Genomic DNA, 16,693 nt, shown 5'->3' on the forward strand with positions numbered 1-16,693 from the left:
AATATTGTTCAGTTCAATGTTTTTATGATACCATGTAAACGACAATTTTTGACTATTTATTTCAACTTTTTATTGAAAATCGTATAAAAACTTCATTTGTACCCCTTATTGAACAATAATTTAGTCATTTTTTCAAATATTTTGCCTTTTCTTGATGCTTACAGAAAGAAGGTTGAGATTATCCAATGACCAAAGACGGACATATACATACCCCCTTTTGCCCTCATGGAACAAAAGATTCACTTGAAGGCTATGTTGAAAAAGCTCTTACTCTAGGTTTTAAAGAAATATCATTTACAGAACACGCTCCGCTGCCTAAAGGGTTCATTGATCCAACTCCGGATCAGGACAGTTCTATTAAGTTAGAAGAGCTTGAACTTTATTTTGATGAAATTGCTAGGATGAAATCCATTTACATCGGAAGAATCAAGATTAATACTGGACTTGAAGTGGATTATATTGAGGGATTTGAAGAGCAAACACGAAGCTTTTTAAACGAATATGGGAAGTTTTTAGATGATGCTATTTTATCTGTTCATTTTTTAAAATATGAAAATGATTATGATTGTTTAGATTATAGTCCTCACGTTTTTGGGCAGATGGCGGAAAAATACGGATCAATTCATGCTCTATATGAGGCATATTTCAAAACATTGTTAAAGTCTATTCATTCTGAGCTTGGCCCGTACAAACCAAAAAGAATTGGGCATATGACATTAGTAAATAAATTTCAAAAAAAATTCCCCGCTGGAAGGGATTTTTCAGAACAGATTCAAGAAGTACTGCAAGCAATTAAAGTAAAAGGCTATGAACTTGATTATAATGGTGCAGGCTTAGCTAAACCTCTGTGCAGAGAGCCTTATCCGCCTGATTGGGTAGTAAAAGAGGCGATAAACAAAGGAATACCGCTTGTCTATGGATCTGATTCACATCAAATAAAGGATCTTGGACAAGGCATGGATATCATGCTACTTTGAGAGGAAATCTGACTTTTGGATTTCCTTCTCTCTTTATTTTACAGCAAGATAGAGTGTTTCATCATTTGGCTGCTTGCTTACGACTCCTTCAATCCATCGATATATTTCACGAACGTATTTCTCAGCAAAATATTTTTCATTCGGCATAACATGCAATACTTCCGTCATATATTGAGTGTTGAGGAAAGGCATACTTAATAGACCCTTCCATTGCAAAATCATATAATCTGGAGAAAGTGTTCTAAATTCTCTCGATTTCATCCCTATTTCTAATACTTTGCTTAAATAAAACCTTTCCTTCATCAAGTAGGTAGACATTATTTCACGGACAACTTGGGAGTCAAGGGATATTTCTCGCAAAATAAGTCTTGTTAAATACATATTTTCAAACTGATAGTTCATGATATTTTCAGTTATTTTCTTTAAACAATCTGCTGCACCTTGGTCAACGATCGAAAAACCTGCCTCAATCTGCTCCACATACCCTTCAAAGAAAACTGTAAAACAATACTCTAGTAACCCATGTTTGTTATCAAAGTAATAAGCAATATTTGCAGGATTAACCTTTGCTTTCTTTGCAATATCACGAACTGATGTACCGTCAAATCCATTGGCATTAAATAGTGTTATTGCAGCATCCACAATTGCCCTTTTACCTTTTCTTCTCATGTACTCACCTGCTTTACTTGATTTTCTGGCTTATTTAATAGACTGACTTATGCAATAGACGGATGAAATATTGTCAAATAACGTGGATTCCTTGTTATATATAAACATTCTTGTTAAAATCACCATATCCTTTATAAAAATCTCGACAAAGTATTGCCTTTTTCTTTTCATTTTGCGATTATAAATAAATATTTGTAAGAAAGCAGGGTGTTTTAGTTGTTTAACGTCGAATCTTACCGTGGAACACGTGAAGAAAAGTATGCTTTAGTTAAAAAGCAGCTTGCAGCACTCCTCGAAGGGGAAAGCAATAAAATTGCCAATTTAAGTAATGCTTCTGCTTTATTAAATCAATTTCTTGATAGAATTAATTGGGTAGGGTTTTATTTACTAGAAGACAATGAGCTTGTTTTAGGACCATTCCAAGGACTCCCGGCTTGTGTCAGAATTCCAATTGGCAAGGGCGTCTGTGGAACTTCAGCAAAGCTTAAGGAAACAGTTCGTGTAGAAGATGTTCATTTATTCCCTGGACATATTGCGTGTGATGCAGCTTCACAATCAGAAATTGTTATCCCACTTATTAAAAATGACGAACTAATTGGTGTTTTAGATATCGATTCACCAGAGAAGAATCGCTTTGATGAGCTTGATCAAAAGGAACTTGAAGACTTTACACAAATATTGGTTTCATATTTGTAAGTAACAAAACGCGATGTCTTTTTCACATCGCGTTTTTTACTATTAGTCTACTTTATTTAATGCCTGCTCTATGTCATCCCGGATATCTTCCCATGATTCAAGTCCGACAGAAAGTCTTAAAAGTGTATCATCAATCCCCATTTTTTCTCTTGCATCCTTAGGTACGACAGCATGTGTCATAGTCGCTGGATGCTGAATTAATGTTTCAGCATCACCTAGGCTGACAGCAATTTTTATTAGCTTTAATTCATTCATAAATGCTTGAGCTGTTTCTTTATTCCCCTTTAAGCTAAAGGAGATCATCCCTCCAGGCTTTCTCATTTGCTTCTGGGCAATTTCATATTCAGAATCTTGTTCATGACCTGGATAATAAATATAGTTTACCTTTGGATGGGTAATTAAATAGTCGGCTAATTTTCTTGTATTCTCACAATGACGATCCATTCTTACCGGGAGTGACTTTAGACCTCTCAACAGCAGCCATGCGTCAAATGGCGAGATGATGCCGCCAATATCCTTTTGAGTTGTCATAGCTACTTCCCCAATGAATTCTTTAGTTCCTATTACTAGACCAGCAATAACATCTCCATGACCACAAATATATTTAGTCGCACTATGAATAACGATATCACAGCCAAGGGAGAGCGGATTTTGCAAATAAGGCGAGCAGAAGGTATTGTCAACAACAACCGGGATTCCTTTTTCCTTTCCAACCTCAGCAACCATTTGTAAGTCAACAAGCTTCATTGTTGGATTGATTGGTGTTTCCACATAAATACAAGCAGTTTCCGGCAAAATGGCCTCAAGAAGCTGTTTTTTTGTTTGCATTGGGGAAAAATCATGTAAAATATTATATTTTTCATCCATCATCTGCAATAAACCAAATGTACAGCCATATACACCCTGTGAGCACAGAATATGATCACCTGCTTTAGTTAATGCAAGCAATACAGCAGAAACAGCAGCCATCCCTGAACCGAATGCAAGCGCTGCCTCTCCATTTTCTAAAGCAGCCATTCTGTCTTCCAGCATTTTTACTGTCGGGTTTCCAAGTCTTGAATAAATATAGCCCTCTTCCTCTCCAGAGAATCGCCTTTCCCCTTGCTGGGCCGTTTCAAAAGTGAAAGTAGAGGTTTGAAAGATCGGCGGTGCCAAACTACCGTAATGTTTCATTGCATCATATCCTTCATGGATTACTTTAGTTTCAAAATTCACGAATTTCCCCTTTTCCACGTTTCTCCCCCTCTTTGTAAACGCTTTCAATAATAATTTTTAAAAAATATCTACTTACAGGATATGCTAAATACCCATATTTTGAAAGCTTTATTTCATAAAGAAAAAGACCCTGCCTAATAAATTAAGGCGTGGTCTTTTCTATAACGATATCACTTTCTTGAACGATAACTTTATTTTTTCCTGTCTGTTTCGCTACATATAACGCTTTATCTGCTCGTTTAAATAATGCCGCATAAGTATCCTGCTGGCCCCTATTCCAATGAGATACTCCACAGGAAATTGTTACCCGCGGCTCAGAACATTCCTGTACTTTTGCTACAAGCCTTTCAGCTATGACAACACCAGCAATTAATGAAACACCCGGCAAATAAATAGCCAGTTCTTCTCCGCCCCATCTTGCACCTATATCAGTGCCTCTAATATTGGAATTGATCAATCCGGCTACTTGGATGATGATTTCATCCCCAATTTGGTGTCCAAAAGTATCATTAATGGATTTAAAATTATCAATATCAATCATAATAAAAGTTCCTTCATGGTCCTCATTCATCGATTGATATATCTTTTCATCCAAATAATTTCTGGAATATAGCTTGGTTAAATGATCTGTAATAACCATTTTTTCTAATTCTTCTCTAAGCATAGAATTTGTAATGGCTAAAGTAGAATGATGAATTAACGATTGTAAAAGTTTAAACGTTTCAAATGAAAAGTGGTATGTCGGTTCGCTCATGACAAGAACAAAGCCCTTCAGAACTCCGGATTGAGTCATCGGTACTGCCATTATAGATTTAAATTGTTTAACATCTGATTTACTAGGTAATTGAAAATCTCCAATAAAAAGGGACTCTATTTCAGAATCTATTCTATCTTTTATATATTGGATATAGATTTCCGCATCCAAAGTATGAAAAAATTCTGTACTTCCATTTAATACTTCTACTGGCTTATTTTTATTAGCATATAAGATAAATCCTACTTCTTCAGCTCTAAATGAGCTTGTAATCTGATCTGTCATATATGCCATCGTTTCTGTTAATCGTAAATTTGAATTTAATCGATGAGAAGTTTCATTAATTAATTTCAAATCTGTAATTAATCGTTTCGATTGCTGATAAAGCTGAGCATTCTCTAGTGCACTGCCAGCCGTATTGGCTAATAGTGTAATAAACTCAACCTCACTATCCGGAAAAACAATTGTATTAGAAGCAATAACCTGGAGCACTCCGTATACTCCTTGTTTTCCCTTCAAAGGTGCATACAAGACAGACCTTTTATTATGAATTGAGTCTTCAAATTGAATATTGCCTGTCACGTATGCTTGCATAGCAGCAATATTATCACTATTATATTCTAAATCCTTAATAGGCAAATCTTTTAAACTGTTATTGTCATGTGATAAAAGGAGGTAATAGGTGAATGTTGGATAAACTTCCTGAAGTGAATAAATAATCTCCCCCAGAACATCATCCATGTTCATAGTAGAATGAAATTTTTCTGTTACTCGAAATAACTGCTTGTACCGTTTTTCTTCTGATACAGTTTTCACTAAGGCTCGTACATTATTTAGGAATCTAGCAGTGTAATAGCTAACCGCTTCGAGTAAGGAAACTGAAAATGGCAGTTGCTCATCCTCTATGTCTTTTAATGCAATAATACTTTGCAAAGAACCTTTTTTTATTAGAGGCAGAATTAAATCAACTTCCTCAAATCCAGGTAACTTTTCATAATAAAAGCTTTGTTCTGCATTATTTTCAAACTTTCCCTTAAGAATATTCAGATATTTTTCATTTATAATATTTTCATCCGTTGAAGCTTCAATTAACAGCTGATTATTTACGTTACTAAAGGTAAAAAGTGTTGCTTCTTTAGCATGCATGATCGTTTTAATGGCAATGAGCATATTTTTTAGTAGAACTTCATACACTAAAAAGCCATTTTCTATATCAATGATATCTAAAAAATCACTTTTCAATCTCAATAACTTTTCATGCTCATTTTGTTCCATAATCATTATCACCTATTTCCATTTCCAATTCCTTTAACATATCCATTATATATGTAAATATAGGAAATTTATCACATCTTTTTTGTCTATTTCGTTTCAACTAGACCAATACCAACATTCTTCTTAGTAATAATTAACCACAATGAATCATCTTTTGAAAGAGAATATATTCCTGTTGGCGGGTTAGAACTATTTTTCAGTGATATAGTATGATTATTATTAATCAATACTTTTGAAGCTTCTTCGATAATTTTAAAAGTGGCTTCATATGGGCTTTTAGACTTCTTGAATTGCGTATCTCTGCTTTTTATTTCTAACCTTTCAGAGAAATATTGCCACTTATTTCCCAAATGAACCCATACACCCTTTTCACCCCTGTCTGGCAGGAGCTGATCAGGAGCACCCTTTAGCTTTATAGCATGCAAGGTTTTAAATTTATAGTTGTTATTTCTTTCTACTTTAAAGAACGCCAATACATGTTCACTGTTTTTAAATTCATATAAAGCTACAACCGGATCATCTGTTCCATCTGCACTTTGCTTTATAACTAAGGCTATCGGCTGATATTTATATGACTTTACCGGCTGATTATGATTTCGTATAATAAAGGCAAACATAGTTACTAGAATAAAAAAAACTATTAAAATAAGTCTGATACTCTTCTCTTTTTTTGTTTCATTCACAAAAATCACTCTTAAGTCTTATTTGCTATATCTATTATATCATATCTATATGAAGGTAATAGTAAAAAATGAGCGCTTATCTTTTCTCTTTCCTTAATTAATCCTTGACTTTTCTTATTCATAAATAATATAATATTCTTTGTGTAAAATATTGCAGCCTATGTGATCTATTTTATGTATTCATTTTGTTCCTCAATTAGCTTTTAAGCTTTCTGATGATGGGGTACTGTGTAACCCTCAGCTGCTAGGGCGAAGGTACATGAAAACAAAATGACCATAATTCTAGCACATCTGTTTTTATTTTACCAAAATAAAAACATTAAAGGAGGAGTCTTAAATGGCTCGTTATACTGGTCCAAGCTGGAAATTATCTCGTCGTCTTGGAATTTCTCTAAGCGGTACAGGTAAAGAATTAGAAAAGCGTCCTTACGCTCCTGGACAACATGGTCCAAACCAACGTAAGAAATTATCTGAATACGGTTTACAATTACAAGAAAAACAAAAGCTTCGTCATATGTATGGAGTGAATGAGCGTCAATTCCGTAACCTATTCGATAAAGCTGGTAAAATGGCTGGTAAACACGGTGAAAACTTCATGATTCTTTTAGAATCACGTCTTGATAACGTTGTTTATCGTTTAGGCTTAGCTCGTACTCGCCGTCAAGCACGCCAACTTGTTAACCACGGTCATTTCTTAGTAGATGGCAAGCGTGTTGATATTCCATCATACCGCGTTTCTTCTGGTCAAACAATCAGCGTTCGCGAAAAATCTCGCAACCTTGACATCATTAAAGAAGCAATCGAAGTTAACAATTTCATCCCTGATTTCGTAACTTTCGATGCTGACAAATTAGAAGGAACTTTCACTCGCTTACCAGAGCGTTCTGAACTTCCAGCTGAAATTAACGAATCTCTAATCGTTGAGTTCTACTCTCGTTAATTAATAAAGGCCCTTGAGTGTTATTACGCTCTGGGGCTTTTTATTTTTTTCAATTTAATCTATTAAGCATTATTTGTTTAATAAATTGGAAAAATAAACTATAATTAACAAAAGGAGAAAAAAGGGGCCATCCAAATGAAAATCGAAAATTTAAATTTTGGTGAAGTTCTGCATTCTTTAAGAACATATAAAAAACTAAAGATTGAAGAGCTGGCAGATGGTATTTGTTCTGCAGAAGATATAGAACTCTTCGAAAAAGATCATAAATACCCAACCTTAGAGCAGTTTTCAAAGCTAGCAGATAAACTAAATGTAGACGTAAACTATTTATTCGACTTTACAACGAGCAGCCGTTTCAATTACTCAGTAACGGTTTCTAATTTAATTAATGATTACAAGAAAAAGCGGGATTATCGAGCAATTTATGAAATCATCCAAAAAGAAAAAGCCAATCCGCTTTTTCACAAAACACCTAATCAGCAATATTTATTATGGCATGAAGGAATTTGTGTCTATTACATAGAAAATAATAAGGAGTTAGCTATCCAGCTATTGGAAAAAGCAATTAAACTCACGAATACTAACTTCACCAACTTAACAGAAAGAGAGATTGATATACTGTCAAGCATTGCCATCATTGAAAAAGATGCACAGAACTTTGACACTGCTCTCTCTTTATTTTCAGAAGCTATTAATCATTTAAGTGCAATACCTTATAAACATGATCCAAAAATCGAAATAAAAGTGTTCTACTCATATGCACAGTTATTAACAAAGGTTGGCAGATACCATGAATCCCTCCGCTATTGCTTAGAAGGAATTCAAATATGCATTTCAAAAGATTTAAATTATCAATTTGCTGATTTCCACTATCAGGCTGGGGAAAACTATATAAGATTGGGGGAATTAGAAAAAGGAAACGAATATATGGAAAAGGCAATTACTATTTTTAATATTCAAGGAAATAGTAAGTTTGCTCAGCTAGTAAAAACTGAATATAGAAAACTCTTAGCTGATAGTAATTAATTTTAATAATGGAGGTAATTAGAAATGAAAAAGCTTTTCGTTCTTATCACTTTATTATTAGGAATTTTTGGACTAGCCAGTATAAGTACATACTCACAAGAAGTAGCTGATTTGCCATCAATCCACAGCATTGAAGAAATGCCTCAAACGCCATCATTTGAATTAGCAGACCTCCCTTCTATTCACAGTATTGAATTACATGATGATTTATCCTAATCAAAGAAATGAACAATAACCCCTAAAGCGCTGTTATAAAAAGCTTTAGGGGTTTTTTGTCGAAATTTACATAATTTGTGGATTTTTGTTGAATTATGTTGAATTTTAAGTTAAATTGCTTTATCATAACCTGTATAAAGTAATTTAGTCCTAAAATTAGATATGTGACAAAGGCAAACTATTCGAAAGAATAGGACGCAAAGCCTAGGGTCTAAAGTTTAGGTTAAGAAATAATACCTATAACTATGATAGCCTGGTTACCAAACTTTTGATTATTTTTAAATGGAACTTTGGCTATTCTATTTTCATAGAATGGTCTTTTTTTACTTTTTAATCAAATTTTCATAAGCATATAAATGCTATGGAAAACAATATAAACGTACAATAGAGAATTTTTTTTAAAAAAAGGCGGTTTAAAATGAAGGTTGAAGATGTGATAGTTGATATTAACAAATATATGGAGCAATTAGATTTTGTAACGGCGCGAAAACTAATTGAGGAGAATCTAGAAGTATTAAATAAACATAGGATTGCCTTAAAAAGCAACGCAAGAGAACTGCTTAAATTTCTTACCGACAGACATGAATCCGGCCATGAAGCAATTACAAGACAGGAAATGGCTACACTGATTGCTATTAATACATATGCAACTAATTTTGATGTAAGAGGCTTGAAATTAATCATTAAAGATAAAGCCAAATTACTTTTAAGATCAGATGTTATTCAATATTTAAACAAAGACGCAAGAGTCATATTAGATGGTATGGGTGTCATTGCGAAATTACCAACTAATTAATGAATGGTTTTCTACTATCTTTGAGGGAGAAGGGTGTAAAATTAGTCCGACAAAACTAAAAGTAATCAACGACCAATTATTGTACAGTGAATATCAGCCGCTTATTGATAGCAGCAACGAAACTGTATTTGCTCATGAAGCTTTACTTAGAACTACACCACGAATGAATCCTCTTGCCGTTATTGAAAAAGCTAGAATGAATGGGATTTTATATGAATTGGATACTTATTGCATTATGAATGCAATCAAGGAGTATCCTGACTCATATTTTAAATCTCATTTATTATTTATTAATATTTTCCCTTCTACGATCATTCATCAAGATTTTGATCACTTTATTCACAAGCTTCTTCGTCATTTTTCATACATAGAGGGGCGAATTGTTTTTGAAGTTAATGAGGAAGCCATTCAAAATAACTACTGGAAACAAGCGTCCTTTATAAAACGTCTTTCCTTTTTAAAATCAAAAGGATTTCAAATTGCTTTCGATGATTTGCCAGTTATAAAAGACTCTTTTAAAATGATTGAATTCATTTCACCGGATTTCATAAAGCTTGATCATACAAATTCAAAGGGGTTATCTGTTTCAATCGAAAAACAGACTTTAATTTCCCTCTTTTTAGAATATACAAATACGAACATTAAATTAGTGTTAGAGGGCATTGAAACAAAAGAGGATTTAGTAACAGCTAAACAATTAGGTGTGCCACTTCTTCAAGGGTATTATATTTCCAAACCAAAGCGTCTATAGAGATGCCCTTTTTTTTGACTAAAAAATTTAAATTAAATTAGAAAGCTGGTAGTAACGTTGGGTAGATTAATAAATTTCAAAAGTATAAAAACCAAAATATTATTTGGTTTTTCACTTGTTATTATCCTTGTCCTATTATTAGGTAGTTTCACCTTATATGAAATCAATAAAACTAACAAAGAAACAGAACAAATAGTAAACAAAGAGCTGCAATTATTAATTGCCAATCAGCAGATGTCAAACACAATGGCCAATCGAATAGCAACAGCAAGAGCTTATGTTTTATATGGCGGGGATTATAAAGACCGATTTAACAGCTATACTGAACAGGGCAAATATAGTGAAGCAATAATCAGAGAGATTGGCGCAACTCCGGAATTTGAAAACCTAATTAAAAAAACTGTAGAGTGGAGACAATATGTAGCTAAAGAAGTGTTTGAGGAGTATGACAAAGGAAACGCTGATTTAGCACGTGATAATTTAGGGAAAACAGATTCGACCGTAAGGGAACTAATGGCTGGGTATGAAAAGTTAGCTAGCGATAGCCAAGAAACTATTCAAGGAAAAGGAAAACAAATTATCGCTAACGGACAAAGAACTTCGATAACAATAACCATTGTAATCCTTTTAGTAATTGTCGTCAGTATATCTGTAGCACTTGTTAGCGCTGTTATAATATCAAGACCGATTATTAGAGTAATGGCTAGAATGAAGCAGATAGCTTCAGGTGATTTAAGTCAAGAGCCATTAGCTAATAAATCTCGAGACGAGGTTGGCCAGCTAGTCATGGCAACAAATGAAATGAATAGCAATGTTCGTCAATTATTATATGAAATTAATATCGTTTCAGATTCAATTGCAGGACAGAGCGAGGAATTAACACAATCTGCAAATGAAGTAAACGCTGGCTCCCAGCAAATAGCAACGACAATGCAAGAATTAGCAACAGGTTCAGAAACGCAAGCTACAAGTGCAAGCAGCCTTGCCGCCATCATGGGCTCTTTCTCAACCACCGTTCATGAGGCCAATTCAAATGGGGACAAGATTCTTCAAGCTTCAAATGAAGTCTTATCAATGACTGATGAAGGCAGTAAGCTTATGGAATCTTCCTTTAATCAAATGACGAAAATTGATCAGATTATTCAGGAAGCAGTTCAAAAGGTGAATAATCTTGATACAAAATCTCAAGAAATTTCAAAATTAGTATCAGTTATTAAAGACATTGCTGACCAAACCAATTTATTAGCTTTAAATGCGGCAATTGAATCAGCAAGAGCAGGTGAACATGGCAAAGGGTTTGCTGTTGTTGCAAACGAAGTAAAAAAATTGGCTGAACAGGTTTCTGCATCGGTTTCAGATATTACAAATATCGTTTCCGGCATTCAAGAAGAATCAACAATTGTAACCGAATCTCTACAATCAGGATATTCTGAAGTTATCCAAGGAACTAATCAAATCCAAACAACTAGCACCACATTCGAAGTAATTAATACTGCGATTAAAGAAATGACAAACAGTATTCAGACTGTTACAAATAATCTATCCAATATTTCCTCTAACAGCAAAATCATGAGTGAATCTATTTCAGAAATTGCAGCGATTTCTGAAGAATCTGCTGCAGGTGTCGAACAGACTTCTGCTTCATCTCAGCAGATCAGCTCTTCAATGGATGAAGTAGCCAACAGTTCAGACGAACTTGCAAAACAAGCTGAAAAACTAAATGAACTTGTTCTTCAATTTAAATTGTAGGTAAAATCAACAGAAACCCCTAGAAAAAAATTTCTAGGGGTTTTGTTATATCGTGATTATTCTAAGAAGTAGACTCCATCTTAGTACTTGATTAAATGATATTTCTTTTTACCGCGGCGAATGATGGTAAATTCATTCTCAATACGGTCTTTAGCTGTTAAAACGTAATCTGTTTCGATTACTCTTTCTCCATTAATCGAAACAGCTCCATTTGCTACATCTTCTCTTGCTTGACGCTTTGATGGAGAAATTTTTGCAGCGACAAGTAAATCAACAAGACCAATTTCCTCACCTGTTGAATGCTCGTATGATGGAACATCTTTAAAGCCTTGTCTAATTTCTGCACCTGAAAGATTGCTTACATCTCCGCTAAATAATGCCTCTGAAATTTTTATAGCTTGATCTAGTGCAGCTTGCCCGTGAATTAAACGGGTCATTTCTTCTGCTAAAGCTTTTTGAGCTTTGCGCAGGTGCGGCTCTTCCTGAACAGATTGTTCTAAAGCCTCAATTTCCTCTTTAGATAGGAATGTAAAGTACTTTAAGTATTTTACAACATCTGCATCAGCAGCATTAATCCAGAATTGATAGAACTCGTATGGAGAAGTTTTTTCTGGATCTAGCCAAACTGCGCCGCTTTCTGTTTTACCAAATTTAGTTCCATCTGCCTTTGTTACGAGTGGAATCGTAAGACCATATGCTTTTGCGCCTTCTCCAGTCATTTTTCGAATTAGCTCAAGACCTGTAGTAATATTACCCCATTGGTCGCTTCCGCCGATTTGCAATTTACATTGGTAGTTTTCATATAAGTGTTTGAAATCCATCCCTTGTAAGATGGTGTAAGTAAACTCTGTGAAAGAAATGCCTGTTTCTAATCGTGAAGCAATCGTATCTTTAGCAAGCATATAATTAATACCGATATGTTTCCCGTAATCTCTTAAGAAGGTAATAATATTTAATGGCTCAGTCCAGTCATAGTTATTCACCATTTTTGCTCCATTTTCACCTTCAAAATCAAATATATTTTTTAACTGCTTCGATAAACAATCAACATTGTGCTGAACTGTTTCAATTGTTTGCAGTGTTCTCTCTTCTGTCATTTTTGGATCGCCAATCAATCCAGTAGCTCCGCCAACAAGAACGATTGGGCGATGCCCAGCGTTCTGAAATCTCTTCAATGTTAAGAATGGCAGCAAATGTCCAATGTGCATACTATCTCCTGTTGGATCCATTCCACAGTATAAAGAAATTTTTTCTTTTTCTAGCGTTTCCTTTAACCCCTCTTCATCTGTTTGCTGGTAAACAATCCCTCTCCACTGTAAATCTTCAAGTAAATTCATACCTTTTTCCTCCCTTTTAAAAATAAATTTGTTAAATACATTAGATGTCATCTATTATCAAATTAGAAAAGCGCAAGCGACTTGCTCACCCCCGACAAGCACAAGTCTAGCCTCACGGAAAGGTGTTTTTTACCTTTTTGGGAGGATTGACTTGTGACCTCGAGGGGGTAGTCGCTGGAGCCAGACAAATAAAAAAAACGCCCCTGCTGATCTGCAGGGACGCATATTTATTTGCGCGGTACCACCCAAATTGAGGACAATAATAGTCCTCCACTTTATATTGATAACGGATCATCCGTTCACTGCTATAACTGAAAAAACAGGTTGACAGTGAATGCTCAGGGAGGTAATTCATCCTTCTACTTGTACCGGCTCACAGCAACCGCCGGCTTTCTGAAACAGAGATAGAAGCACTACTTATTCCCGTCAAGGCACGTATAGAATTATTAAGTAATCTTGCAAGCACTTTAGACTGAAAGAGACGTTGTGCTTTTTTCATAATATAGCATTTTTAACATATGAAATTAAAAATGTCAAATTTCATTTTCAAGAAAAAAGGAAAATTTAGAAAAATAGCGAAGCTTGTCATAATGGATACTCTCTTTATGCTATAATGTATGTGATTTTAGGGGGAATGATATGAATGAAAGAAAATCCAAACTCGAAAGATAAAATGAAATCGCGATTTAGTTTTTTAGCAAATAAAAAAGCGGCAAAAGGTGCTAGCATCTCTTTTCAAGTCATCTGGAATTTAATTTTATTATTTATCATTATTATTGTTATTGCTGGTTCTTTTGCAGGCGGTGCTGGTGCAGGTTACTTTGCTTCACTAGTGAAAAACGAGAAAATCCGTCCATATGAAAAAATGAAAAAAGATATTTATAACTACGAAGAAACATCAGACCTCTATTTTGCGGACAATGTTTATCTCGGAAAGCTTCGAACAGATTTGGATCGTGAAGAGGTTAAGCTTGAAAATGTATCCCAACATTTAATTGATGCGATCGTCGCTACGGAAGATGAGTATTTTTATGAGCATGACGGGGTTGTTCCTAAAGCAATCATGCGTGCCATCTTTCAAGAAGTAACTAATTCTTCTGTCCAATCAGGCGGAAGTACTCTTACTCAGCAGCTGATAAAAAATCAATTATTAACAAACGAGGTTTCCTTCGAACGAAAAGCGAAAGAAATTCTTCTAGCCCTTCGCTTAGAAAAGTTTTTTGATAAGAAGGAAATTTTAGAAGCTTACTTAAATGTCTCTACCTTAGGAAGAAATTCCTCTGGAAGGAATATTGCAGGCGTACAGTCAGCCGCAAAAGGAATCTTTGGCGTAGATGCAAAGGATTTAAATATTCCGCAAGCTGCCTTTATTGCCGGACTTCCCCAAAGTCCTTTCGGCTATACACCGTACACCCAAGCTGGAGAATTAAAAACAAAGGAAGGCTTAGAGCCAGGGCTTACAAGATTAAAAACGGTTTTAAAAAGAATGTATGATGATGGGAAACTGACACAAAAGCAATATGAAGAGGCTTTAGCCTATGATATTACAAAGGATTTTATCCCTCGTGTAGAAAGTACAGTAGAAAAGTATCCCTATTTAACTTTTGAAATCGAAAAAAGAGCTAAAGAAATTTTAGCTGGCATTCTTGCCAAAGAAGATGGATATGATGAAGAAGATTTAAAGCACGATAAAGAGCTAGAAAATGAATATAAAATTTTGGCCGACAGAAATCTTCGCCAAAACGGCTACCAAATTCATACAACCATCCATAAAGGTATTTATGATGCCATGCAGGTAGCTAAGGATAACTTCGCCTATTACGGCAGCGATAAGATTGAAATGGTAAAAGACTCTGAAACCGGAGAAATGAAAGAAGTCGTTGAGCCTGTTCAGGTAGGTGCTATTCTTATAGACAACAGCACCGGAAAGATCCTCTCCTTTGTTGGAGGAAGGGATTATAATTTAAAACAAGTGAACCATGCAACTGATACATTGAGATCTAACGGATCTACGATGAAGCCGTTAGTCGTTTATGCACCTGCGCTAGAACTGGGAGCGGTTTCACCAGGTACAGTGATCCCCGATGTAGAGGTATTTCTTGACCCACATCGTCCTGATGTACCATACCCGAGAAACTATGACAAACGATATAGCGGATTAGTTTCAGCTCGTCACGCCCTTGCCATGTCGTATAATGTCCCGGCGATGCTGACATATCGGACCATTATGGATCAGCGTCCAGCTCAATATTTAGAAAAAATGGGCTTTACGTCTGTGATTGAAAATGATTATACAACAAATTCATTGGCACTAGGTGGAATTACCAATGGGGTTACCGTTGAAGAAAATACAAATGCTTTTGGTACTTTTGCCAACGGTGGAAAATTTATTGACGCCTACATGATTGAAAAAATTGTAGATAAATCAGGTAATATTATTTATCAGCATGAAGTAAAGCCTGTTGACGTGTTTAGCCCTCAAACAGCTTATTTAACGATTGATATGATGAGAGATGTCATTAATCAAGGAACAGCCAGCTCATTAAAAGGCCGTTTAAAGTTTAATTCTGATTGGGCGGGTAAAACAGGAACAGGACAGGATTTAAAAGATTCATGGTTTGTAGGAATTAACCCGAAAGTCAGTTTTGGAGTCTGGAATGGATACGATACCCCAAAATCACTTGAGCTTCGATATAAGGGACTTCACCATGGTGCGCGTAACGTCTATTTATGGTCAGAACTGATGAATGCTGCCTATAATGCAGCACCAGATCTCGTCGCAACAAACCAGCCATTCCAAATGCCTGGTGGAATTGTCCGCAGATCCTATTGTGCAGCATCCGGACTTCTCCCCTCAGATGCTTGCTCAAAGGCAGGACTTGTCGTAACCGATTGGTACAATGCAAAATTTGCTCCTAATCAGACTGACGATAGCTTTGCTGATGGAAAGTACGTCCTTGTTGGGGAAAAACGTTATTTAGCATTAGAAAGTACGCCTTCTGAATTTGTGCACACTGGCGTAGTGATAAGTCCTAAAATCTTTGAGGACAAATATGGAATCTCAATTAAAGACGTATCACAGTTAATTCCTAGCAAAGAAAGATGGGCTGGCTTGTTAGTTGCTGATTCAAAATTAGAAGAGAATGGGAAGGTTCCAAGCCCTCCAGTCATTAGCCAATCTAATTCAACGATTGTATGGAATTTACATCCGGAAAAAGATGTAATCGGCTATAGAATATATCAAAAGTCCGGGGACAGTGTTATAAAAGCTGGAATCATTTCAGCTGGGGATTCACTTGCATTTAGCGCACCAAATGGCGAGTTCTATATTACGGCAGTTGATATTGCAGGAAAAGAATCAGCTCCATCGAATATAATTCGAATTGGAAAACCTGATGATTCACATGCTGATCCTAATGATCCAGCCAAACCTCCTAAGGAAGAAAAACCAAAGAATCCGCATGGAGATGGAAATTCTAAACCAGGTGGAGATCATCCAGGTGATGGAGAAGGTGATGGCGGAAACGGAGAAAATCCTGATCCCCCACCAACAGATGAGGTTTAGCAGATATGAAAAAGAACCGTGCAGTTCATTCATCGCACGGTTCT

At 35.4% G+C, this 16,693-nt stretch carries 14 protein-coding genes, 1 riboswitch and 1 other annotated feature; of the genes, 9 read left to right on the forward strand and 5 right to left on the reverse strand.

The annotated features are described in order from the left end of the window. Positions 1-185 precede the first annotated feature (185 nt). The gene (gene hisJ / locus H0173_RS19715; RefSeq protein ID WP_221848475.1) at positions 186-977 is read left to right on the forward strand and encodes a histidinol-phosphatase HisJ; all 792 of its coding nucleotides are present in this window, start codon (positions 186-188) and stop codon (positions 975-977) included. A 33-nt stretch (positions 978-1,010) separates the two neighbouring features. On the opposite strand, the gene refZ is transcribed toward hisJ, so the two are convergent. Beyond that, positions 1,011-1,646, reverse strand: a complete 636-nt coding sequence (refZ, locus tag H0173_RS19720) for a forespore capture DNA-binding protein RefZ (RefSeq protein WP_221848476.1) — start codon at positions 1,644-1,646, stop codon at positions 1,011-1,013. Between the two features lie 216 nt (positions 1,647-1,862). Between refZ and H0173_RS19725 the strand changes: the two genes are divergently transcribed. Further along, positions 1,863-2,342, forward strand: coding sequence for a GAF domain-containing protein (locus H0173_RS19725; protein ID WP_221848477.1), 480 nt, complete (start codon positions 1,863-1,865; stop codon positions 2,340-2,342). 42 nt (positions 2,343-2,384) lie between these two features. Here H0173_RS19725 and megL read toward each other — a convergent pair whose 3' ends face one another. The 3 genes from megL to H0173_RS19740 form a co-directional block, all read right to left on the reverse strand. Beyond that, entirely contained in the window at positions 2,385-3,575 is a 1,191-nt protein-coding gene (gene megL, locus H0173_RS19730) for a methionine gamma-lyase (protein WP_221848478.1), read from the reverse strand. Positions 3,576-3,699: 124 nt separating this feature from the next. Continuing rightward, a complete protein-coding gene (locus tag H0173_RS19735) occupies positions 3,700-5,586 on the reverse strand; it encodes a sensor domain-containing diguanylate cyclase (RefSeq protein ID WP_221848479.1) in 1,887 nt (628 codons plus the stop codon). An 86-nt stretch (positions 5,587-5,672) separates the two neighbouring features. Continuing rightward, a complete protein-coding gene (locus H0173_RS19740) occupies positions 5,673-6,269 on the reverse strand; it encodes a hypothetical protein (RefSeq protein WP_221848480.1) in 597 nt (198 codons plus the stop codon). Between the two features lie 337 nt (positions 6,270-6,606). Here H0173_RS19740 and rpsD point away from each other — a divergent pair, with 337 nt between their 5' ends. The 6 genes from rpsD (at position 6,607) to H0173_RS19770 (ending at position 11,747) form a co-directional block, all read left to right on the forward strand. Continuing rightward, the gene (gene rpsD, locus H0173_RS19745) at positions 6,607-7,209 is read left to right on the forward strand and encodes a 30S ribosomal protein S4 (RefSeq protein ID WP_221848481.1); all 603 of its coding nucleotides are present in this window, start codon (positions 6,607-6,609) and stop codon (positions 7,207-7,209) included. Positions 7,210-7,344: 135 nt separating this feature from the next. Next, complete coding sequence (locus H0173_RS19750; protein WP_221848482.1) at positions 7,345-8,235, forward strand: helix-turn-helix domain-containing protein; 891 nt, start codon at positions 7,345-7,347, stop codon at positions 8,233-8,235. 24 nt (positions 8,236-8,259) lie between these two features. Continuing rightward, positions 8,260-8,451 (forward strand): hypothetical protein, encoded by a 192-nt coding sequence (locus H0173_RS19755; RefSeq protein WP_221848483.1) that lies wholly within the window; start codon positions 8,260-8,262, stop codon positions 8,449-8,451. A 162-nt stretch (positions 8,452-8,613) separates the two neighbouring features. After that, positions 8,614-8,716: riboswitch (cyclic di-GMP riboswitch) on the forward strand. Positions 8,717-8,869: 153 nt separating this feature from the next. Continuing rightward, positions 8,870-9,247: a hypothetical protein gene (locus H0173_RS19760; protein ID WP_221848484.1), complete on the forward strand. Its 378-nt coding sequence runs from the start codon at positions 8,870-8,872 to the stop codon at positions 9,245-9,247. Then, complete coding sequence (locus tag H0173_RS19765) at positions 9,210-9,998, forward strand: EAL domain-containing protein (protein WP_221848485.1); 789 nt, start codon at positions 9,210-9,212, stop codon at positions 9,996-9,998. The genes H0173_RS19760 and H0173_RS19765 overlap by 38 nt, the downstream gene beginning before the upstream one ends. Before the next feature lie 57 nt (positions 9,999-10,055). Then, complete coding sequence (locus H0173_RS19770; RefSeq protein ID WP_260631274.1) at positions 10,056-11,747, forward strand: methyl-accepting chemotaxis protein; 1,692 nt, start codon at positions 10,056-10,058, stop codon at positions 11,745-11,747. Between the two features lie 80 nt (positions 11,748-11,827). On the opposite strand, the gene tyrS is transcribed toward H0173_RS19770, so the two are convergent. After that, positions 11,828-13,084 (reverse strand): tyrosine--tRNA ligase, encoded by a 1,257-nt coding sequence (tyrS, locus tag H0173_RS19775; protein WP_221848486.1) that lies wholly within the window; start codon positions 13,082-13,084, stop codon positions 11,828-11,830. Positions 13,085-13,296: 212 nt separating this feature from the next. Then, positions 13,297-13,523 (reverse strand) — a binding site (T-box leader). A 204-nt stretch (positions 13,524-13,727) separates the two neighbouring features. Between tyrS and H0173_RS19780 the strand changes: the two genes are divergently transcribed. Further along, positions 13,728-16,649 (forward strand): transglycosylase domain-containing protein, encoded by a 2,922-nt coding sequence (locus H0173_RS19780; protein ID WP_221848487.1) that lies wholly within the window; start codon positions 13,728-13,730, stop codon positions 16,647-16,649. Positions 16,650-16,693: the final 44 nt, after the last annotated feature.

The sequence above is a fragment of the Bacillus sp. S/N-304-OC-R1 genome (assembly GCF_019749375.1).
Classification (GTDB): Bacteria; Bacillota; Bacilli; order Bacillales; family Cytobacillaceae; genus Cytobacillus.